At 62.8% G+C, this 19219-nt stretch carries 22 protein-coding genes; 16 read left to right on the forward strand and 6 right to left on the reverse strand.

The window, feature by feature from the left end; genetic code table 11:
* Positions 1-276: 276 nt before the first annotated feature.
* Positions 277-1263: a LacI family DNA-binding transcriptional regulator gene (locus LDN90_RS01585; protein WP_223947660.1), complete on the forward strand. Its 987-nt coding sequence runs from the start codon at positions 277-279 to the stop codon at positions 1261-1263.
* A gap of 176 nt (positions 1264-1439) precedes the next feature.
* Here LDN90_RS01585 and LDN90_RS01590 read toward each other — a convergent pair whose 3' ends face one another.
* Positions 1440-1604, reverse strand: coding sequence for a hypothetical protein (locus LDN90_RS01590; RefSeq protein ID WP_216922401.1), 165 nt, complete (start codon positions 1602-1604; stop codon positions 1440-1442).
* 211 nt (positions 1605-1815) lie between these two features.
* Between LDN90_RS01590 and LDN90_RS01595 the strand changes: the two genes are divergently transcribed.
* The 3 genes from LDN90_RS01595 to LDN90_RS01605 are packed head-to-tail and all read left to right on the forward strand — an operon-like array spanning position 1816 to position 4204.
* Complete coding sequence (locus LDN90_RS01595; RefSeq protein WP_216922399.1) at positions 1816-2631, forward strand: hypothetical protein; 816 nt, start codon at positions 1816-1818, stop codon at positions 2629-2631.
* Positions 2615-3364 carry a 5-oxoprolinase subunit PxpA gene (locus tag LDN90_RS01600; RefSeq protein WP_216922397.1) on the forward strand — a complete coding sequence of 250 codons (750 nt, stop codon included), beginning with the start codon at positions 2615-2617 and terminating at the stop codon, positions 3362-3364. The genes LDN90_RS01595 and LDN90_RS01600 overlap by 17 nt, the downstream gene beginning before the upstream one ends.
* 36 nt (positions 3365-3400) lie before the next feature.
* Positions 3401-4204, forward strand: coding sequence for a biotin-dependent carboxyltransferase family protein (locus tag LDN90_RS01605; protein ID WP_223947661.1), 804 nt, complete (start codon positions 3401-3403; stop codon positions 4202-4204).
* 10 nt (positions 4205-4214) lie between these two features.
* On the opposite strand, the gene LDN90_RS01610 is transcribed toward LDN90_RS01605, so the two are convergent.
* Positions 4215-5570 carry a DUF445 family protein gene (locus tag LDN90_RS01610; protein WP_223947662.1) on the reverse strand — a complete coding sequence of 452 codons (1356 nt, stop codon included), beginning with the start codon at positions 5568-5570 and terminating at the stop codon, positions 4215-4217.
* 49 nt (positions 5571-5619) lie between these two features.
* Between LDN90_RS01610 and LDN90_RS01615 the strand changes: the two genes are divergently transcribed.
* From LDN90_RS01615 to LDN90_RS01630, 4 genes are read left to right on the forward strand one after another with little or no spacing between them, the layout of a single operon-like run.
* Positions 5620-6510 carry a glycerophosphodiester phosphodiesterase family protein gene (locus tag LDN90_RS01615; protein ID WP_223947663.1) on the forward strand — a complete coding sequence of 297 codons (891 nt, stop codon included), beginning with the start codon at positions 5620-5622 and terminating at the stop codon, positions 6508-6510.
* Between the two features lie 43 nt (positions 6511-6553).
* Entirely contained in the window at positions 6554-6988 is a 435-nt protein-coding gene (locus tag LDN90_RS01620; protein ID WP_223947664.1) for a hypothetical protein, read from the forward strand.
* Positions 6985-7767: an AzlC family ABC transporter permease gene (locus LDN90_RS01625; RefSeq protein ID WP_223947665.1), complete on the forward strand. Its 783-nt coding sequence runs from the start codon at positions 6985-6987 to the stop codon at positions 7765-7767. Before LDN90_RS01620 ends, LDN90_RS01625 begins: the two co-directional genes overlap by 4 nt.
* A complete protein-coding gene (locus LDN90_RS01630; protein ID WP_223947666.1) occupies positions 7764-8075 on the forward strand; it encodes an AzlD domain-containing protein in 312 nt (103 codons plus the stop codon). The genes LDN90_RS01625 and LDN90_RS01630 overlap by 4 nt, the downstream gene beginning before the upstream one ends.
* Before the next feature lie 3 nt (positions 8076-8078).
* Here LDN90_RS01630 and LDN90_RS01635 read toward each other — a convergent pair whose 3' ends face one another.
* Positions 8079-8708 carry a TetR/AcrR family transcriptional regulator gene (locus LDN90_RS01635; RefSeq protein WP_216922383.1) on the reverse strand — a complete coding sequence of 210 codons (630 nt, stop codon included), beginning with the start codon at positions 8706-8708 and terminating at the stop codon, positions 8079-8081.
* A gap of 92 nt (positions 8709-8800) precedes the next feature.
* Here LDN90_RS01635 and LDN90_RS01640 point away from each other — a divergent pair, with 92 nt between their 5' ends.
* The 3 genes from LDN90_RS01640 to LDN90_RS01650 are packed head-to-tail and all read left to right on the forward strand — an operon-like array spanning position 8801 to position 10351.
* Entirely contained in the window at positions 8801-9133 is a 333-nt protein-coding gene (locus tag LDN90_RS01640) for a thiamine-binding protein (protein ID WP_223947667.1), read from the forward strand.
* A gap of 39 nt (positions 9134-9172) precedes the next feature.
* Positions 9173-9844, forward strand: a complete 672-nt coding sequence (locus tag LDN90_RS01645; protein WP_223947668.1) for an O-methyltransferase — start codon at positions 9173-9175, stop codon at positions 9842-9844.
* Between the two features lie 3 nt (positions 9845-9847).
* Positions 9848-10351 (forward strand): GNAT family N-acetyltransferase, encoded by a 504-nt coding sequence (locus tag LDN90_RS01650; RefSeq protein WP_223947669.1) that lies wholly within the window; start codon positions 9848-9850, stop codon positions 10349-10351.
* Between the two features lie 20 nt (positions 10352-10371).
* Here LDN90_RS01650 and LDN90_RS01655 read toward each other — a convergent pair whose 3' ends face one another.
* A complete protein-coding gene (locus LDN90_RS01655; RefSeq protein WP_223947670.1) occupies positions 10372-10626 on the reverse strand; it encodes a hypothetical protein in 255 nt (84 codons plus the stop codon).
* A gap of 194 nt (positions 10627-10820) precedes the next feature.
* Here LDN90_RS01655 and LDN90_RS01660 point away from each other — a divergent pair, with 194 nt between their 5' ends.
* Positions 10821-11663: a fused MFS/spermidine synthase gene (locus LDN90_RS01660; RefSeq protein ID WP_223949215.1), complete on the forward strand. Its 843-nt coding sequence runs from the start codon at positions 10821-10823 to the stop codon at positions 11661-11663.
* Here the strand turns inward: LDN90_RS01660 and LDN90_RS01665 are convergent.
* The gene (locus LDN90_RS01665) at positions 11652-12542 is read right to left on the reverse strand and encodes a LysR family transcriptional regulator (RefSeq protein ID WP_223947671.1); all 891 of its coding nucleotides are present in this window, start codon (positions 12540-12542) and stop codon (positions 11652-11654) included. The genes LDN90_RS01660 and LDN90_RS01665 overlap by 12 nt on opposite strands.
* A gap of 149 nt (positions 12543-12691) precedes the next feature.
* Here LDN90_RS01665 and LDN90_RS01670 point away from each other — a divergent pair, with 149 nt between their 5' ends.
* Positions 12692-14089 carry an MFS transporter gene (locus LDN90_RS01670; protein WP_223947672.1) on the forward strand — a complete coding sequence of 466 codons (1398 nt, stop codon included), beginning with the start codon at positions 12692-12694 and terminating at the stop codon, positions 14087-14089.
* A gap of 4 nt (positions 14090-14093) precedes the next feature.
* On the forward strand, positions 14094-14843 hold the full coding sequence (locus LDN90_RS01675) for a 3-hydroxybutyrate dehydrogenase (protein ID WP_223947673.1): 750 nt from the start codon (positions 14094-14096) through the stop codon (positions 14841-14843).
* Positions 14844-14917: 74 nt separating this feature from the next.
* On the opposite strand, the gene LDN90_RS01680 is transcribed toward LDN90_RS01675, so the two are convergent.
* The gene (locus LDN90_RS01680; protein ID WP_223947674.1) at positions 14918-16378 is read right to left on the reverse strand and encodes an amino acid permease; all 1461 of its coding nucleotides are present in this window, start codon (positions 16376-16378) and stop codon (positions 14918-14920) included.
* 187 nt (positions 16379-16565) lie between these two features.
* Here LDN90_RS01680 and LDN90_RS01685 point away from each other — a divergent pair, with 187 nt between their 5' ends.
* Positions 16566-17552 (forward strand): ABC transporter ATP-binding protein, encoded by a 987-nt coding sequence (locus tag LDN90_RS01685; RefSeq protein WP_223947675.1) that lies wholly within the window; start codon positions 16566-16568, stop codon positions 17550-17552.
* Between the two features lies 1 nt (position 17553).
* On the forward strand, positions 17554-19176 hold the full coding sequence (locus LDN90_RS01690; protein WP_223947676.1) for a hypothetical protein: 1623 nt from the start codon (positions 17554-17556) through the stop codon (positions 19174-19176).
* The last annotated feature ends 43 nt before the right edge of the window (positions 19177-19219 follow it).

Genomic DNA, 19219 nt, shown 5'->3' on the forward strand with positions numbered 1-19219 from the left:
TCACGTTTACGCAGGTCAGAGCACATATCCAGTGCCCAAGTCGTTGTAGCGCGTAATGTGCCGTTGCCCTTTTCGGTACATGTCCGCGGACAACGCTGAGTTGGCAGTGATGGATGTGGTGGGTTCTGGGGCCCACCCGGGGCGCCGTCACTGCGAAAACCGGGCTAGTGCGGTCGGTCGTCTGAGTCGCGGCCGGCCGCACGTCTGGGGCAGGAGCCTATTATGCCGTGGGCGTCTTAGATCGTTCTATAGACTGGCTGCGGGCAAAGGAGGGCCATGATGGGAAAACGTCCCACACTGATGGATGTGGCTGAAGCGGCCGGGGTTTCCCGTGCACTCGTTTCCATCGTGATGCGGGACGCTCCTGGAGCCTCTGAAGCCACGCGTCTTAAAGTCCAGCAAGCGGCCAAGGAACTCGGCTACCGTCCCGATAGCCGTGCACGGCTTCTCCGCAGCAGCCGGACGAGGCTCCTGGGCGTCAGCTTTTCCACGTCTCACCCGTTCCACGCCGAAATCGTCGACGCCGCATACGCCGGAGCAACTGTCCGCGGCTACGATATCGCGCTGAGCGCAGTGGCCAACGGCCGGCCGGAATCGCGTGCGGTCGAATCTCTCCTCGATCTGGGCTGTGAAGCCCTGATCATGATTTCTCCAACGCTGGGGGAGGACGAGCTGGCTGGCTATGCCGCAAGGCTCCCAGTGGTCAGCCTGCTCCGCGACGACGTCGGCGAATCCCTGGACTCGGTCAGCAGCGATGACGACGCCGGTATCCGCATCGCGCTGGAATATCTCAGTTCGCTGGGGCATCAGAGAATTGCCCACGTGGACGGTGGGGACGCTGTCTCGAGTCCCCAACGCCGCGAAGCATTCCGCGCAGGGATGGCTGGCCGGGGGCTCGAATCCCGGGTGATTCCCGGTGGCGCCACTGAAGAAGACGGCCTCCGGGCTGGTCGAGAGCTTCTGGAGGACCTGCCCACCGCCGTCCTTGCCTTCAACGATCGCTGCGCACTCGGCATCTGGGAAAGCTTCCGGGCCGCTGGGCTCAGGGTCCCTGAGGATGTGTCCGTCCTGGGTTACGACGATAGCCAGTTCGCCCGCCTTAGCTACGTCCAGTTGTCCTCCGTCAGCCAGGACGCCCCGCTCCTGGCGCGGGCCGCCGTCGACCGTGCCATCGATCGTCTGGAAGGCTCGACGCCGCCTGCGCACCTTGTACGGACACCGCACTTGGTCATCCGCAACACCACAGGGCCTGCCCCGAAGTGAGCAACGCGGTTGGCTCGGTGGCTTCCTGACCTTGTTTGCGGGCCAAAAGTGCACTTTTCCGGCGATCTGGACCCCTTTTTGTCTCAATGAAGGTCAGGAAGCCACGCACATTCGCGCACTCCAAAGGCCGGTCTGCCCCAAAAGGCGACCAGCGGTAAGTGCGGGAGGAGCCGGAGTTATGAAGCGCCCGACGCCGGGGCGTCGTCGTCGAAGTCGGGGCCCTCGGCAGCATCCTGGCTGTGGATGCCGGTATCGTGCGAAACCCAGCCTTCCGTTTCTCCCTCTGCAGGAGCGTCGGTGTGGTGCCGGATGATGTGTTCTGCCTTGTTGTTTGCGTTCATTACGGATACTCCCTGTCCTTGCTTGGACTGCTTCCGTGAGTGCACCCAAGTCTACGCCGGGTGGGCTCTCTTGAGAGGTCCGCTCTGCGCTGAATCCTCGCCCGGAAACGCGCAGAACAAGCCTCTTAACGGGCACATACAAAGCTGGCTGTGGCATAGGCTGAACGCAGTAGTTCTCCGCGAAACGACTAACTGCCAAGCAGAGGTGAAGATGCCCAAGCGACCCAACCCGGCGGTGAAGATCGCCCAAGAGACAGCCCATAACGCAGTATTCGACGCCCAAGGCAACACCAAGCCGGGCGTACACAATGTCTTGCTGCGCGCCGTCGAAATCCAGCGGCCACTTGTCCTGGCAAATCTGCGCAGAATGCAGCGCAGGCATCCAAAAGCAACACCGATACAGCTTGCTGCAAAGTTGGAGCGCGACTACCTGGCCGCCATCACCGGCGGGGGAGCTGCCGTGGGGGCCACCGCCGTCGTACCCGGTATCGGAACTGCAGCTTCGCTGGGTCTCTCCGCCCTTGCCACGGTCGGGTTTCTGGAGACGACCGCGCTCTATGCATCAACGCTGGCGGAGCTCCACGGCATCCGGCTGACGGATCCGGAACGGGCAAGAACGATGGTCATGGCCATCATGCTCGGCGAGGAAGGCACATCGCTGCTGGGCGCCCTCAGCGGCCAGTCCCTGGGACGAGGCAAGGGCGTGACCAATGCCTGGGGCAAGACGCTCACCAAGAAGATTCCGGGCAGCGGTTTCGGCGTTATCCGCGATGCCATCCAGCGCGCGTTCCTGAAGAACCTCTTGAAGCGGCAAGGCTCTGCCTTCCTCGGGCGGGCCCTGCCGTTTGGCGTGGGTGCCGTGGTGGGTGGTGCCGGCAATCTGATGATGGGCCGCGCCGTCATCGCAACTGCCAAGGAAGCCTTTGGGCCGCTGCCCGATACGATTCCCGGCGAACTGCTCGCATCCACCAACGAGACCAACAACAACCTGACGCTGGAAGGCGGTAACAGTGGACCTCAACGCTGATCTGGGGGAGTCGTTCGGCTCCTGGACCATGGGCGACGACGCTTCGATGTTCCGCATCGTGAGCAGCGCCAACGTGGCCTGCGGTTTCCACGCAGGAGATCCCCTGACCATGCTGGACAGCTGCCGTGCCGCGTTCGAACTGGACGTCCGCGTTGGCGCACATGTGGGCTATCGGGACCTGGCCGGCTTTGGACGGCGCTCGCTGGACATGACCTTCGACGAACTGTTCGGCGATGTCCTCTACCAACTCGGCGCCCTGGACGGGATGGCCCATGCAGTGGGGGCTTCCGTGGACTACGTCAAACCGCACGGCGCGCTGTACAACAGGATCGTCCACGATCCCGACCAAGCTGAGGCCGTGGTTGCTGCAGTCCACGCCTACGATCCCGGGCTGCCGGTGCTGGGATTGCCGGGCTCGGCGTGGCTGAAGCTGGCCGAGGAATCCGGACACCCGGTCTTCCGGGAAGCATTCGTGGACAGGGCGTACCTTCCGGACGGCACGCTGGTCCCGCGATCCGAGGAAGGCGCAGTGCTGCACGATCCCGCCGCGGTGGTTACCCAGGCTGTTCGCCTCGCGACGCGGAAAGAAGTGGTGGCCGTGGACGGAACGGTTGTCCCGGTAAGTGCCGATTCCCTCTGCATCCATGGTGATACCCCGGGCGCTGTGAACATGGCCGCGGCCGTTCGGGCAGGCTTGGAGGAGGCTGGGGTGGAGATTGATGCGTTCGCCTAGTTTGGTCTGGAACGCACCTTGAAGAGGAGGTTCTAAGTGGGTGCCGTTGCTGTTGACCCGGGCCCCTTGACCCTGGCCGTTGCACCTGACCAGGCACTGGACCGCGCTTCCCTGCACCTTGCCAACGCACTGCTGGGCAACCCTGACTCTGCGGCCGGCTTGGAAATACTTCTGGGTGGTCTCCGGCTCCGGTTCGTCACGGCCTCGGCTCTGTCCGTCACCGGCGCGGAAGGCGTGGTCAAGCTCAACGGCTTCGAACTACCCTTCAACAAGGCTATTCGCGTCAGCCCCGGGGCGGTGTTGGAGTTTGGGCCGGCGATGTTCGGGATCCGGTACTACCTGGCCGTTCAGGGCGGCATCGAACCCCAAACGGAACCCCTTCGCGCCAGCGGCACACTGACTTTCAGGCGCTCCCACGGAAACAATATTCCGATCGAGAACCACGCCCCGCGTCGAGCCCTGGACCCCGAACGTCCGGTGGTGGCCCGAGTAAAGCGCGGTCCGCAAGCCCAAAATTACGACGCCGGTACCTGGCTTCGGCTGACCAGCGAACCATGGATCCTCTCGCCGGAATCGGACCGGGTAGGTGCCCGGTTGGTGGGGCGCCCACTTGAGCCGGCTGGACGGGCTGGCAGCGCGGATCCGGCCACGACTCCAGCATCCCAAGGACAACCGTTGCTGTCAGGCTCAGTCCTGCTGCCGGCGTCGGGCTTTCCCGTCATTGCACTGGCTGGGCACCCGCCGACGAGCAAGTCCCCCGTGATCGCAGTTGTTCGCGACGAAGACCTGGACCTGCTGGGCCAAGCACGTCCGGGACAGATGGTTCATTTGCTGGGGTGAGCCGCCTTTCCTAGCCAAACAGCAGGTGCGCCACGGTGAAGATCGCGAGGCCGGCCAGGGCACCCACAACGGTTCCGTTGATGCGGATGTACTGGAGGTCCTTGCCAACCTGCAGCTCGATCTTCTGCGATGTTTCCTCGGCATCCCATCGGGCAACCGTGTCCGAGATGACGCCGGCGATGTCCGATCTGTACGTGTTCACGAGGTAGCCCGCGGCGTCGCCGATCCACGCGTTGATTTTCCCGGCGAGTTCGTCGTCGTTGACCAGCCGCGAACCGAAGTCCCGGACGGCGCTCTTGAACCGCTGGCTGAGTTCGCTGTCCGGATCGTCGACGGCGGTGAGCAGCGCATTCTTCACTGTTCCCCAGGTGCGCGAGGCCAGTTCCCTGACTTCAGGATCACCAAGGATCTGGGCCTTGATGGTCTCGGCGCGCTCGATCATGGCCGGATCATGCTGCAGGTCCTGCGCCAGGTCCGTCAGGTAAGCGTCGATCGATTTGCGCACTTGATGGTTCTGGTCATTTTGCACCGCGCGTACGAACTTCAGGAGCTCTACGTAGACCTTGTCGCTCACCAGCCCGTCCACGAACGTCGGCACCCACACCGGTGAACGGTCCGAAACCAGCCGGTTGACCGTTGCATGGTTGGCATCCATCCAATCGGCGGCACGGTCAACCAGCAGGTCCACCAGCTTGTGGTGATGACCATCGGCGAAGATGCGTTCGGCCATCCGCCCCACGGGCGGTCCCCAAGGCGGGGTGAGCAGGTGCTTGCGGACCATGCCTTCGATGACCGCCTGCACGTCGTCGTCATTCAGCACGGTGAACGCGCCCCGGATCATCGCGCCGCCTTCCTTGGCCACACGTTCGGCACCTCCGGGCCCGGACAGCCAACGGCCCGCCTTACGGGCAACGTCAATGCTCGCCAACTTGTCCTGCACAACCTCCTGGGACAGGAAATTGCTCTCCACGAACTCACTCAGTGATTCGCCGATCTGGTCCTTGCGGCGCGGAATGATGGCTGTATGCGGGATCTTCAAGCCCATGGGGTACTTGAACAGCGCCGTGACCGCGAACCAGTCAGCCAAAGCGCCCACCATGCCACCCTCGGCCGCAGCCCTCACGTACTCAAGCCACGGGTACTGCTTCTGGAAAGCGAACGCCACCATGAACACAATGGCCATGCCTATCAACAGCGCCAGGGCCAGCCGTTTCATGCGGCGTAGGGCGGCTGCCTTTTCCTCGTCTCCGGCAGAACGGCCGACGACGGCGGGCCCCGGTTGAGCGGCTCCGGAAGCTGTCGCTTGGGCTGGCTGGGCGTGGTTGGTGACGTCTTCGGCTGGGATTTGTTCAGAGTTCACCTGCATTAGCCCAGCGTAGCCCCGTGCGTGCAGCCGCGTGGGCTACGGTGGCTGCATGACTAGCGACGACTCCGCCCCTCGCCGGCCCAAGGTCTATGCACACCGCGGTGCCAGTGTTGCATTCGCGGAACACACACGTGCGGCATACCTTAAGGCGATTGCGGACGGAGCTGACGGCGTTGAGTGCGACGTTCACTTGACCCGGGACCAGCACGTCGTCCTTCTCCATGATGCCAACCTGGACCGCACTTCCACCGGCACCGGACCGGTCTCGGAGAAGACGCTCGAGGAACTCCGGGCCTTGGACTTCTCCTCCTGGAAGGGCGCTCGGATACCCGACGCGTACGGCGGAATCGCTGACCAATTCCTTACCTTGCCGGAACTCCTGGACATTCTGCGTGGCGCCGGGCGCGAGATTGGTTTGGCGATTGAGCTCAAGCACCCCAGCCCCTACCAGCTCAACCTTGAGGACCGGGTTATCGAGCTGCTGCTCAGTGAGGGATGGACGCCCGGGGAGTCCCGCCTGGAGAACATCCACGTTTCTTTCATGAGCTTTGATTCCGACTCGATCCAGCACCTGTTGACCAAGGTCCCACCCCAGCACGTTTGCCAATTGGTGGACAATTTCTCGGTGCAGGAGCTTCGGCAAGAACTGGGCCTGGGGCCGATCACGGCAGGTGCGGTGGCCAACGTCATGAAGGCAACGCAGCTGGACGCCGAACGCGTTTTGGATCTCGGTGAGGTAGGAATCGCCGGACCGGGCATCGACTACGTGCGGGAACACGCCAGCAACGTCCAACGGTGGTTGGAATCCGGCAGGGTGTTCAGGGTCTGGACCGTGGACTCGGAGAACGACGTAGCTCTTTGCCAGGGGTTGGGCATCCATGAGATCACCACGAACAAACCCGCGCAGGTCTTGGCCCAGCTTCAGGTCCCAAGCAGATAACACCGAACTTTGGGCCCCACCGCGCTTGTGATTGAGTGGTCTCATGTCATTCCGCTGGTCAGCCCGTGCCACCCAAACCACTTCCGCAATCGGTCTGAGCGCACTTCTCCTGGCCAGTGCCATGAAGCATTTCCGCACACCTGGGTTCTACTACCCGGTCGTGCCTGAATACTTGTGCCGCAGCGACGAGCCGGGGAGCCAGCCAAATGGTCCCCTGGCTCTTATGTCCCGTGAGGAATGGGTCGCCTCCAGCGGCCTGCTCGAGGCGACTGCCGCCGTCGGGCTCCTCATCCCCGCCACCCGAAAAGTGGCTGCGGACGCCACGACAGCCATGTTTACCGTATTCCTTGCAGGGCATATTGATGCTCTCCGCCGTGCATACGGCCCCGACGGCAGGCCCAGCCAACGACGCGTCCACACGCTGAGATTGCCGCTTCAGGTTCCGCTCATCCTGTGGTCCTGGAGCCTGCGGAAGTGAGTGGAGGTCCAGCAGTTCCCTTGAAACTCAGGGACTCCCCAGCTTTCAAGATTGCCCTGTCGCTGAGCATTGCCACGGGCCTTTATGGCGTGTCCTTTGGCGCCCTTTCTGTGGCGTCAGGCTTCGATTTCTTCCAAACAATGGTGCTGAGTCTTCTGTTGTTCAGTGGGGGCTCACAGTTCGCGTTCATCGGAGTAGTGGCCGGTGGCGGATCCGGCGTGGCAGCCATGACGGCCAGCGCTTTGCTCGGACTGCGTAACGGCATATATGGCATGCAGATCAATGCAATGCTGCGTCCACGTGGATGGCGTCGCTACATCTCAGCCCATGTCACCATCGATGAGTCAACTGCGACGGCGTCCGGACAGTCGGACCCCGACGAGCAACGCCGCGGGTTTTGGACTGCCGGCATCGGAATATTCATTCTTTGGAATATCTTCACTGCCATCGGCGCCTTGGCCGGTGATGCGATGGGTGATCCCAAGCAGTGGGGCCTGGACGGCGCCGCGGTTGCTGCGTTCCTGGCGTTGCTGTGGCCGAGGCTGAAGGGACGCGAACCCTGGGCCATAGCCGCTGCCTGCGCTCTTGCGACCATCCTCGCCGTGCCGTTTGTTCCTTCGGGAGTTCCCATTCTGGTGGCTGCGCTGGTGGCCGGTGTGATCGGTTGGTTCAGCCACGCAAGGATGGACGAGGGCCTTGAGCCGGACGTAGATCCATACGCAGAAAAGCGAGAGCACGGGCATGGACACAGCCGCAGCGGGAACGGGGGAGACCAGTGAACCTCTGGCTCTGGATACTCATCGCCTGCGCGCTTGCCTACCTCACCAAACTGGTGGGCTACTTTGTCCCGGCCAAGCTGCTGCAGAGCCCCAGGATCATGCACATCGCAGGCACTATGACCATTGGGTTGTTGGCGTCCCTCACCGTGGTGAATGCCCTCGCGTCCGGACAAGGTCTGGTGTTGGACGCCCGCATCGGCGCACTGGCGGCGGCCGCCGTCGCTCTTTGGCTTCGCGCGCCATTCCTGGTGGTGGTTATTTCCGGTGCTGCCGCAGCGGCACTGCTGAGGCTGCTCGGCTGGGGCTAGAAGTTAGACGTCCTCCGTCAGGGTCACGCCTGGGATGGGTGATTGTTCGGGGAGTGGGCGGGACGGACGTTCGGTCCGGATGGCGTCTTCAATGAGCGCCACTGGACGTTTCCAGGCTTCGGATCCAGGTTCCATGGTGTCCACGGCGCCGATCAGCATGGCAACGAGACGGACCATGTCCTCGATGGTGATATCGCGACGCAGCGAACCCTGGCCCTGACCGCGTTCGAGGAGCGTGGCCATGGAGCCGATGAGGCCGCCGGTAATGCCCATGAGGAGTCCGCGTCGGCCTGCGACGGCGTCAAGCAGGTTGGCGTCTTCGCTCGCCACCCGCATGACGGCGTCGATGATATTGATGAGACCCTCGGCGGCATCCATGCCTTCGAGGGATGCGTCCGCAACAGGATCCACGTGCTGGCGGAGTTGGCGGGAGAGTGCCGCAAGTACCAATTGTTCTTTATCGGAGAAGTTGCGGAACAGCGTAGCCGGACCAACTCCTGCCGTGGCGGCGATGGTCTGCAGGGGAACTTCGGGGCCATGTTCCCGGAAGCACTGCCGCGCTGCCGTGATGATTTTGTCCACATTTCGTGCAGCGTCGGCCCTGAGGGGCTTGCGTTCAGAGGGCTGTTCCATGCTTGTCAGGGTAGCAACGGACCGCGGTTGACCCCTTGTTACGCGGGAGTAGGGCGTTATGTGACAAACCAGTACGTGAAACACTGGATTTCATGTTGCTTGCATTCTCAGTCGCCCCTTCAGGCCAGCCCGCATCCGCCGCCAACGGCGGACCCACCCCCGATGCCTCCGTGCACGACGCCGTGGCCGCCGCGGTCAAGATCGTCCGGGAGTCCGGATTGCCGAACCAGACGGACTCGATGTTCACGACCATCGAAGGCGAATGGGATGAAGTCTTTGACGTCGTTAAGCGGGCTACGGAGGCAGTGGGCCGATTCGGCAGCCGCGTCTCATTGGTGATGAAAGCGGACATCCGGCCCGGATACAGCGGTGAGCTGACCGGCAAGGTGGAGCGTCTGGAAGAGGCCATCTCCACCACGGACTAGCTCTTTCCCCCGTCAGTGACGAGTGCAAGACTGGGGGCCATGATTGAACACGTGGCTGAACCCGGTTGGATTGACGTCGAGCATTACCTGACTGACGTCGTCGTGCGTCCTGATCCGGCCCACAAGCGCGCCCTGACATCTGCAGCCGAGGCGGGCATGCCGCAGATCGAAGTGGCGCCGAACGCCGGCAAGATGCTCAAGATGCTCGTGCAGTTGTCCGGAGCCAAGCATGTCCTGGAAATTGGTACGTTGGCTGGATTCAGCAGTATCTGGATGGCCCAGGGACTTCCCGACGACGGCAGGCTGGTGACGTGCGAGTACCTCCAAAAGCATGCTGACGTCGCGCGGGCGAATGTGGACGCTGCGGGAGTGGGGCACAAGGTGGACATCAGGGTGGGCGCCGCTTTGGACACGCTTCCCACGTTGGTGGGCGAGGAATCGTTCGATTTTGTGTTCATCGACGCGGATAAGGAAAACGACGCCAACTACCTTGACTGGGCCATCCGTCTTGGCCACCCGGGAACGGTGATCGTGATCGACAACGTCATCTGGGACGGTTCCATCCTGGAGCCTTCACGGGACGAGGTAAACGCGCCGGGCATCGTCAAGGCCCTGGAAATGCTGGGCCAGGACCCGCGTCTTGATGCCACCGCAATCCAGACTGTGGGCAGCAAGGGCTGGGATGGTTTCGCTATAGCCAGGGTGCGGTAGCCGATGGATTTCACGCTGCGCCCGGCAACGGTTGACGACGCTGAAGCTATGACCGTCATGCATGTCCAGTCGTGGCGGGAGAGTTATGGGCATTTGCTGCCGCCGGAATTCTTCGCGAAGCAGGAAGCTGCCCTGCCGGACAGGATCGAGCGGTACAGGGCGTCGATCTCGGCAGGCCATCCGCGGATGCTGGCCCATGATCCCGATGGTGAATTGGTAGGAATCGCGGCTTCAGGACCGGGAAGGGACGAGGACAGCCCCTGCGACTTGGAGCTGTTTATGCTCTACACCCTCCAACGGATTCATGGCCGCGGCGTGGGCCAGGCGCTGTTGGACGCGCTCCTGGGTGATGGTCCGGCCTACCTGTGGGTCCTCGATGATAATCCGCGCGCCCAGGCCTTTTACCGCCGCAACGGCTTCGTGCCCGACGGCAAGCGGCAGCTTTGCGACCCCTCGTGGTACTCACTTCCGGAACACCGGATGGTGCGGCCCGGCGTCGGGCTTTAATTTCTCTGAAGGCCCAGTTGTCAGGCGTTGGGCGTTGCCCGCTGACGGTGGCGTGGCCTGGGACGCCTGGCTGCGTGTGGCTTGGGCAGGAGATGCCGTAGCCGTCCTTGGCGGGCTCCCGGTGACGGTGCCGTGTTGCCGGTTCGTTCGGCCTCGGGGGGTTCCTCCAGGATGCTGGGCGGTTTGGGCACCCTGGCAATCAGCAGGCAGACCACGGTCAACCAGGCGAACGCGACTGTAAACACCTCCACCCAAACCGATCCCAAAGCTTCCATGAAGAGATCTTATGGCCCAATGACACCAAATGGTAAGCATCCTTATGAAATGCTCGGATGGAACGCGATGATGCGCTCCTCCACTAGGCTGGAGCCATGACTCAGGCAGGGCGGTTTTAGTGGCCAAACCCGGTAAATCCAGCAAAGCAAGCAAGTCCGGCCGGGCGGGAAGGTCGACGGCGGGAGTCATCGAGGTGCCTCAAGGCACCCGGCCTGACGGTCCGGTAGCAGGCGTCTATTACATCGACACCGGCGACTGCGAGCTACTTCCCGATCCGGACAACAACAACGGCTGGCTCCTGAAGATCAACGGCGTCCTGAGCTCGCACATTGACCTCGCGGATCCACTGTTCCTCGACTTCGAATACATGCGCTGGATTGCTGCGCTGGTGGAATCGAGATGGCCGCGGGAGGCCAAGCCCAAGCTTCGGGCCCTGCACCTGGGCGGGGGAGCCTGCTCCATGGCACGGTACTTCAACGCGGCGTACCCGGATGCGCGGCAAGTGGTGGTGGAGCTCGATGGAAAGCTCGCCGACTACGTCCGGGGCTGGTTCGAACTCCCCAAGGCGCCCCTGCTGCGGATCCGCGTCGGCGAGGCCCGGGAAGTAACGGAATCACTGACCCCTGATACGCGGGACCTCATCATCAGGGACGTCTTCGCCGGAGCCTTCACACCGCGCGCCCTCACCACCCGCGAGTTCAACGCCCACGCCGACGCCGTCCTAGCCCCCGATGGCTTGTACGTGGTCAACTCGGGTGACGCCCCGGACCTGAAGAATGCACGCGCTGATGCGGCCACCATCGCCGATACTTTTGAGCACACCATGATCATCGCCGACCCCGCCATGCTCAAGGGCCGCCGCTACGGGAACATGATCATGGCCGGCAGCCACGTGCCATTCGGCGACGACCCGACGCTGGCCCGCAAGCTCCTGGGCGGGGCCGTCCCTGCACACATCTGGAACGACGCCCAAGTGCGGGCCTTCGCCGCCGGAACCCCGGTCCGGCACGATCCGCCGGCGGCTTCAGCCCAATAGCTCCTCGCGCCGCTCTTCCGTCTCTTCGCGCAGCGCCTGAACGACGGCGGCTACCGCTGGTCGGCGCATCGAGTCGGGGCGGAGGACCATCCAGTAGGGGAGGAGCTCCGCGAAGTCGGATGGCAGGAGCCGCACCAAATCTGCGTGGCGATCAGCCATGAAGCAAGGCAGGAATCCCACGCCTGCACCCGCTCTCGTCGCCTCTACATGCACGAACACGTTGGTGGAGCTCAGCCCATCGCGCATGGACGGGACGAGCCTCCTTGGCGCGTCCAGATCGTCCACCTGGAGCATGGAGTCCACGAAGTAGACCAACTGATGCTGCGTCAGTTCCTCGATGCTGCCGGGTGTCCCGTTGTCCGCGAGGTACGCGCGCGAGGCGTACATTCCCAGCCGGTACTCGCCCAGGCGGATTGCCTCTGCCCGGTGGACCTGTGGCGTCCCCACCACCACCTCGATGTCCAGGCCGGAGCGTTGCTGAAGCGCCCGCCGCGTCACGGTGACAATCTCGACGCTGAGCCCTGGGTGGTCGCGCCGAAGTCGAGCTACTGCCGGGGCGGCGATGTAGGCGCTGAAACCATCGGTCGCGGTCATGCGTACGACGCCGGTAATGGGGTCGGGTGCGCCGTCGCTGGGTCCCAGTGCGCCCACCGCAGTTTCAATGCGTTCGGCGACCAGTACCGCCTCAGCCCCCAACTCTGTGACTTCCCAGCCACCGGCAGCCCGTGCGAGGACGCGGCCTCCCAGCACCTTTTCCAGCGCCGCGATCCTGCGCGAAACGGTGGTGTGGTTCAAGCCCAAGGCTTGAGCCGCCGTCGTGAATTTTCCTGAGCGTGAGACGGCGAGGAGGATGAGGAGATCGTCCGGGTTGGGCTTCATATCTGCAATTCTGCACACACTTAGTGCCATTTTGGTCATTGAGGCGGGATGAATCTGCAGTAATACTCAGTGGAGCATTTCGTGTTGTGGATCACAGCATGCATCAGGGCACTGTCAAAAGGGTCAACGAGGACACTGAGGAGATGGATATGAGCGTAGAGCAGCGCTCCACATCAAGGACCGGGAACGAATCCGGCAAGGGCTCCGGCCTTAAGAAGATCGTCGCTGCGTCCATGGTGGGCACAGTGGTGGAGTGGTACGAGTTCTTTCTCTACGCCACCGCCGCGACGTTGGTTTTCGGCAAGTACTTCTTCCCGAGCACCGGCAACGAATTGGACGGCATCATCCAGGCCTTCTTGACCTACGCGGTTGGCTTCGTAGCCCGCCCGCTAGGCGGAATCGTCTTCGGCCAGATCGGTGACAAACTGGGCCGCAAGCCCACGCTCCAGCTGACCATTGTGATCGTGGGCGTCTCGACATTCCTCATGGGCTGCCTCCCCGGCTTCGCGAACATCGGCTATTGGGCGCCGGCCATGCTGGTGGCGCTCCGCTTCATCCAGGGCTTCGCGCTCGGAGGCGAGTGGGGCGGCGCTGTGCTTCTGGTAGCTGAACACAGTCCCAACAAGTCGCGCGGCTTCTGGTCATCATGGCCGCAGGCAGCAGTTCCGGTGGGCAACCTCCTGGCCACGCTGGTCCTTTTCATCATGTCCACCACCCTGAGCAGCGAGGCCTTCCTCGGCTGGGGCTGGCGGGTCGCATTCTGGCTGTCCGCAGTGATCGTCTTCGTCGGCTACTACATCCGCACCCACGTCACCGAGGCACCCATCTTCCTCGAGGCCAAGGCACAGGTGGAGGAGTCGAAGGCTGTCAGCTACGGCGTTGGCGAAGTCATCCGCAAATACCCCAAGGGCATCCTGCAGGCCATGGGCCTCCGCTTCGCCGAGAACATCATGTACTACCTGGTGGTCAGCTTCGCGATCGTCTACCTCAAGAGCGTCCACAAGTACGACACGTCATCGCTGCTGCTGGCATTGCTTATTGCGCACGTCATCCACTTCCTCGTCATCCCGCAGGTTGGACGTCTTGTTGACGCCTGGGGTCGCAAGCCCGTCTACCTGGTGGGAGCAATCGCCGGCGCCACATGGCCGTTCTTTGCCTTCCCCATGTTCGATACGAAGAACGCCGCGGTGATCGTGCTCGCCGTGACCATCGGCCTGTGCCTGCACGCATTCATGTACGCAGGCCAGCCGGCCATCATGTCCGAGCTCTTCCCCACCCGCATGCGCTATTCCGGCGTCTCGCTCGGCTCACAGGTTACGTCGATCTTCGCAGGGTCACTCGCTCCGCTGCTGGCGACGCAGTGGCTCAAGGACACCGGTTCCTGGCTCCCCACGGCGATCTACCTGGTGATCGCCTGCGCCATCACGGTCGTCGCCGTCGTTTCGCTGAAGGAAACCAAGGGCATCGCGCTGCAGGACGTGGACGAAGCCGACGCTTTGCGGCATGGACTCGCTACTTCATCTGCCGGCACCGCAGCGAAGGGCTGATTCCATGGACAACTCCTTGAACGGGCGCAAAGCACTGGTCACCGGCGGTGCGAGCGGAATCGGGGCAGCCTGCGCCCGCGCGCTCGCCGCCCGCGGTGCGAAAGTTGTAGTGGCCGACGTCGATGCCTCCGGAGCCGTGGCCCTCGCCGACGAGCTGGGCGGCACGGCGTGGACCGTGGACCTGTTGGACGTCGATGCCTTGGCCGCCCTCAGCCTCGACTGCGACATCCTGGTCAACAACGCCGGCATCCAGAAAGTAGCGCCGATCGAGGAGTTCGAACCTGCTGAATTCAGGCGGATCCTGACCCTGATGCTGGAGGCCCCGTTCCTCCTCATCCGGGCCGCGCTCCCACACATGTACGCCAATGGGTTCGGACGGATCATCAACATCTCTTCGGTTCACGGGCTCCGGGCTTCGGCCTACAAAAGCGCGTACGTCTCGGCGAAGCATGGCCTCGAAGGGCTCAGCAAAGTCACCGCCCTGGAAGGCGGCGAACACGGCGTGACGTCCAACTGCATCAACCCCGGATACGTCCGCACGCCCTTGGTGGAGCGACAGATCGCCGATCAAGCCCGGCTCCACGGCATCCCCGAGGCAGAGGTCCTGACGAAAGTAATGCTGACGGAGTCGGCGGTAAAGCGGCTGGTGGAGGTTGAGGAAGTCGCGTCGTTGGCAGCCTGGATGGCCTCGGACGACGCCGGTATGGTCACCGGAGCGAGCTACACAATGGACGGCGGGTGGTCGGCTCGATAGCTGGTCCGCGAGGTGACAATTAATGCCAATGTTCTGCGCGAACATTGGCATTAACTGTCACTTGGACGGCGGAGCTACGGAACCTTCACCAAGGGGATCGACGCGGTCTCGTCCACGAGCTCTGCACGACGCAGGCCACCACCGCGAACCCATAGCTTGTAGGCGACGAACAGAAGGATCAACCAGGTACCGCCGACATACAGGGCTACCCGCGTGTCCTCGAAGACCCCGAGGATCACGATCACCAGGGCCATGAACGCCATGGTGAGAATGGATGCTGCCGGCCACAGGGGTGAACCGAATTCCGACGCCGGAAGGCCCTTGCGCTTGATCTCCCGCTTCATGGCAACATGCGAAGCAAGGATCATCACCCACACCCACACTGTGGCAAACGTGGCTATCGAGGCGATCAGCACGAACACGTCCTCCGGGATCACAGCGTTCAGCACAACGCCCACAAGCAGGATTCCGCCCATCATCACCACGGTCATCCAAGGGACGCCATGCCTGGAGATCTTGCCGAAGCTCTTCGGAGCATGACCTTGCTGGGCAAGTCCGAACAGAATGCGGCCAGCACCAAAGATGTCGCTGTTGATAGCGGAAAGGGCTGCAGTGATGACCACGGCATTGAGGATGTGCGGCGCAGCAGGGATGCCCAAGCCGTCGAAGATCTGCACGAAGGGGCTGCCGCCGCTGCCGATTTCGTTCCACGGGAAGATGCTCATCAACACGCCCAGGGTCAGGACGTAGAACAGCAGGACGCGGACTGGCACAGTGTTCACTGCCTGCGGGATGACCTTTTTGGGATCGGCGGCTTCGCCAGCGGTAATGCCGATTGTTTCGATCCCACCGAAAGCAAACATCACGACGGCGAACGCAGCCAGGAGCCCTTCGAAGCCGTTCGGGAACAAACCGCCGTGGTTAACCAGGTTCCCCAACCCCGGTGCCACGCCGCCGCCGTCGCCCGTCTGGAAGCCGAACACGACGATTGCTGCGCCTCCGACGATCATGGCGATGATGGCCACCACCTTGATCAGCGAGAACCAAAACTCCAGTTCACCGAAGACCTTAACGCTCAACAGGTTCATGGCGCCCAGGAACAGGATGATCGCGAGGACCCAGATCCAGCGGTCCACCTGCGGGAACCAGAACCCCATATAGATGCTGAAGGCTGTGACGTCGGCTATCGCAACGATGGCCATCTCGAACACGTACGTCCAGCCCGTAACGAAACCGGCGAACGGTCCAAGGTACTTGCTCGCGTATTGGCCGAATGAGCCGGACACGGGGTGTCGGACGGCCATTTCGCCAAGGGCGCGCATCACCATGAAGACGGCTGCGCCGCCGATGATGTAGGCCAGGAGGACTGCCGGGCCGGCTTTCTGTATGGCGGACGCAGAACCGTAAAACAGTCCCGTGCCGATCGCGGATCCGAGTGCCATAAAGCGGATGTGACGGACGTTGAGGCCACGGCTGAGTGCCGTACCGGCGGCTTGGAGGACGGTGTCCTTCGAAGCCAGCGTGGTTTGTTGCATGGTAAAACCTTCTCGTCTTTGGGAGGGGATCGCTATCCAGCAGATCACTTTTGGCCGCCTTGTGATTGGCCTCACGGGGGTTTGGTGTCTTTGATCGCAGACAGTGCGACAGGAGTCACAGCCTCGCTCCGGGCCGGACCAGCTCCATTCCTTCACAGGGCCGCTGATCCTGCGTAACCTCGGCTCCATGGACCCTGTCATCCAGACCGTCGATCTGCATAAGAATTTCGGCCGGGTCAAGGCACTGGACGGCCTCGACCTCGAAGTCACGGCGGGGCAAGTCCACGGCTTCCTCGGCCCGAACGGTGCAGGGAAGTCCACTACGCTGCGCATCCTGCTTGGCCTGGCACGGGCGTCGTCGGGCGCTGCAAGAGTCCTTGGATTGCACCCATGGACCGACGCCGTTGAACTCCACCGGCGTGTTGCCAGCGTCCCGGGCGATGTCAGCATCTGGCCGAACCTGTCAGGCGGAGAAGCCATTGATTTCCTCTCGCGGCTTCGGGACGGCGGGGCAGATCGCGCTGGGTATCGACGCAACAAGGAGCGTTTGTGCCAGCTCTTCGACTTTGACCCCACCAAGAAGGGCCGTGCCTACTCGAAGGGAAACCGCCAGAAGGTCGCGCTTATCGCAGCCCTGGTTGCCGACTGTGAGGTCTACCTTCTGGACGAGCCGACAAGCGGTCTGGATCCACTCATGGAGGCCGTCTTTACTCGCGAGATCCGGAGGCTCGTCAGTGAGAAAGGGGCCACTGTCCTTCTTTCCAGCCACATTCTCTCAGAGGTGGAACAGCTCGCCGATAGTGTCAGCATCATCCGGGCAGGTCGGATCGTTGACGGCGGGACACTGGACTCCCTGCGCCACCTGACCCGTACAGGGATCTCTTTCGCGCAGGACCAGGTGGACGTCCAAGCCCTCCAAGGCCTTTCCCAGGTCCACGACCTCACCGTGGCCGCAGGCCGGATCAAGTTCAACGCCGATTCCGACCGTGTCCACGAGGTCCTGCCGATTCTTGGCCGTCTGGGCGTACAGGGCCTGCTGGTCGCTCCACCGTCGCTGGAAGAGTTGTTCCTCCGGCACTATGGGGATGCCCTTCCGCCGCAATCAGAAGAAGCGAAGCCCGACGGCGGCACTCACCATGGGCGGAGCCGCCCGCCCGCGGGGACGGGCGCTTGAGATGAGCCGCTTTTTTGACTTGTATTGGCAGCGACTCCGCCGCGACCGTTGGCAACTCCTGAGCTGGGTTGCTTCCATCGGTGCACTAGCCTTTTTCGCCACAACAGCAGTGGCTTCAGCGTACGGCGACGATGCTTCCCGCACTGAAATCCTGCATGTTGCCACGGCGACGCCTGCCATTTTGATCCTCCGCGGACTGGTCAGGGGCCCCGCTCTGGATGCATTTACGTTTTTCCAGATCTTCGCCTTCCTGGGTGTCCTTGCCGGGCTGATGAACACCTTCCTGGCAGTGCGGCATACGCGCGCCGAAGAGGAAGCGGGCCGGGCTGAACTCGTCGCATCCACGGCCGCGGGCCGTTGGATGCCTTTGGCGGCGACCGTGACTCATGGGCTCGTTGGAAACGTACTCGTGGCCGCGGCAGTCACGTTCGGCTTTATCGCCGGCGGGCTCGACGCCGCCGGTTCGCTGGTTGCAGGTCTTGCGGTCGGAGCCACTGGATTGGCGTTTCTCACGGTCGGATTGCTCGCGTCCGAGTTCATGAGTACCTCGCGTGGGGCAAACGGAGCGGCGGCAGGGGTAGTGGTCGCCGCCTATCTTCTACGTGGCTTCGGGGACGCGACCGGCGAGGTCAGTCAGGACGGCCTCACTGTCACGGCAGCATGGCCGAGCTGGGTTTCGCCCATCGGTTGGGGCCAGCAGACTTTTGCCTACACGGGAAACCGATTGTGGCCCCTGCTGCTTCCGCTGGGCCTTGGCATCATCTGCGTCTCACTGACTGCCGTCATCATGTCCAAGCGCGATGTAGGCGCGAGCGTGCTGGCCGGACGACGAGGCCGGACGGATGCCCGCCCCTCGCTCCGCGGGCCCTTCGCCCTGGCGCTACGACTCCAGCAGGGCGCGATTGTCAGCTGGTGCATTGGCGGGTTTATTGCAGGCCTGCTCACCGGCGCCCTCGGCGCTGCCATCCAGCAGGTCAGCATCGCGAATTCCTCGGTCACGGCGATCCTTAGGGCCATGATCGAGGCGCAAGGGACATCCATGACGCAGTTGGTCATCGCTGTCCTCTTTGAAATCGGTGGCATCCTGGCGGCGGCCTGCGGACTCCAGGCCGTTCTGCGATTGCGGCAGGAAGAAGTGGCGGGCACTGCAGAACTTGTGCTCTCGCAACCGCTCGGCCGCATTCGTTGGTTTGGCAGCTTTCTGGGCCTCGGTGCGGTCTCGGTGGTGCTCGTTATGGTCTTCGCGGCCTTCGGTGCTTGGTATTCCTTATTGGTCTCCGGTGAATCAGCCGTTGAAGTGAGCAATTTATGGGAAACCGCAGGGGCTCAAATCCCGGCTGCGCTGCTCTACCTGGCTGCGCCTGCTGCCGTTTTTGTTACCGTTCCCCGCGCCACTGTTCCGATCGGCTGGGCGTTGCTGGCCCTGGGCGTCGTGCTGGGTATCTATGGGGGAATGTTGGGCTTCGACAAGTCACTTAGGGACCTCTCGCCATTCACGCACACGCCAGTCGTTACCAATACCGGAACCGATTGGAGCGGCGGCTTTTGGATGCTCGGGATTGGAGCGGCGCTTGTGACGTTCGCGTTCCTTGCCGTACGCCGCCGGGAGGTTGGCACGGTCTGAACACCCGCACCACACCCTTTCGCGCTCGGCGCCGGACCCCTTC

This window comes from Arthrobacter sp. NtRootA1 (assembly GCF_019976975.1).
In the GTDB taxonomy this organism is placed as follows: Bacteria; Actinomycetota; Actinomycetes; order Actinomycetales; family Micrococcaceae; genus Arthrobacter; species Arthrobacter aromaticivorans.

Excerpts from the sequence above, each read along its gene's own strand:
- LDN90_RS01585 (WP_223947660.1), top strand. The coding sequence starts at position 277 with ATGATGGGAAAACGTCCCACACTGATGGATGTGGCTGAAGCGGCCGGG.
- LDN90_RS01590 (WP_216922401.1), bottom strand. The coding sequence starts at position 1,604 with ATGAACGCAAACAACAAGGCAGAACACATCATCCGGCACCACACCGAC.
- LDN90_RS01595 (WP_216922399.1), top strand. The coding sequence starts at position 1,816 with ATGCCCAAGCGACCCAACCCGGCGGTGAAGATCGCCCAAGAGACAGCC.
- LDN90_RS01610 (WP_223947662.1), bottom strand. The coding sequence starts at position 5,570 with ATGCAGGTGAACTCTGAACAAATCCCAGCCGAAGACGTCACCAACCAC.
- LDN90_RS01615 (WP_223947663.1), top strand. The coding sequence starts at position 5,620 with ATGACTAGCGACGACTCCGCCCCTCGCCGGCCCAAGGTCTATGCACAC.
- LDN90_RS01620 (WP_223947664.1), top strand. The coding sequence starts at position 6,554 with ATGTCATTCCGCTGGTCAGCCCGTGCCACCCAAACCACTTCCGCAATC.
- LDN90_RS01635 (WP_216922383.1), bottom strand. The coding sequence starts at position 8,708 with ATGGAACAGCCCTCTGAACGCAAGCCCCTCAGGGCCGACGCTGCACGA.
- LDN90_RS01640 (WP_223947667.1), top strand. The coding sequence starts at position 8,801 with ATGTTGCTTGCATTCTCAGTCGCCCCTTCAGGCCAGCCCGCATCCGCC.
- LDN90_RS01645 (WP_223947668.1), top strand. The coding sequence starts at position 9,173 with ATGATTGAACACGTGGCTGAACCCGGTTGGATTGACGTCGAGCATTAC.
- LDN90_RS01650 (WP_223947669.1), top strand. The coding sequence starts at position 9,848 with ATGGATTTCACGCTGCGCCCGGCAACGGTTGACGACGCTGAAGCTATG.
- LDN90_RS01655 (WP_223947670.1), bottom strand. The coding sequence starts at position 10,626 with ATGGAAGCTTTGGGATCGGTTTGGGTGGAGGTGTTTACAGTCGCGTTC.
- LDN90_RS01665 (WP_223947671.1), bottom strand. The coding sequence starts at position 12,542 with ATGAAGCCCAACCCGGACGATCTCCTCATCCTCCTCGCCGTCTCACGC.
- LDN90_RS01670 (WP_223947672.1), top strand. The coding sequence starts at position 12,692 with ATGAGCGTAGAGCAGCGCTCCACATCAAGGACCGGGAACGAATCCGGC.
- LDN90_RS01675 (WP_223947673.1), top strand. The coding sequence starts at position 14,094 with ATGGACAACTCCTTGAACGGGCGCAAAGCACTGGTCACCGGCGGTGCG.
- LDN90_RS01680 (WP_223947674.1), bottom strand. The coding sequence starts at position 16,378 with ATGCAACAAACCACGCTGGCTTCGAAGGACACCGTCCTCCAAGCCGCC.
- LDN90_RS01685 (WP_223947675.1), top strand. The coding sequence starts at position 16,566 with ATGGACCCTGTCATCCAGACCGTCGATCTGCATAAGAATTTCGGCCGG.
- LDN90_RS01690 (WP_223947676.1), top strand. The coding sequence starts at position 17,554 with ATGAGCCGCTTTTTTGACTTGTATTGGCAGCGACTCCGCCGCGACCGT.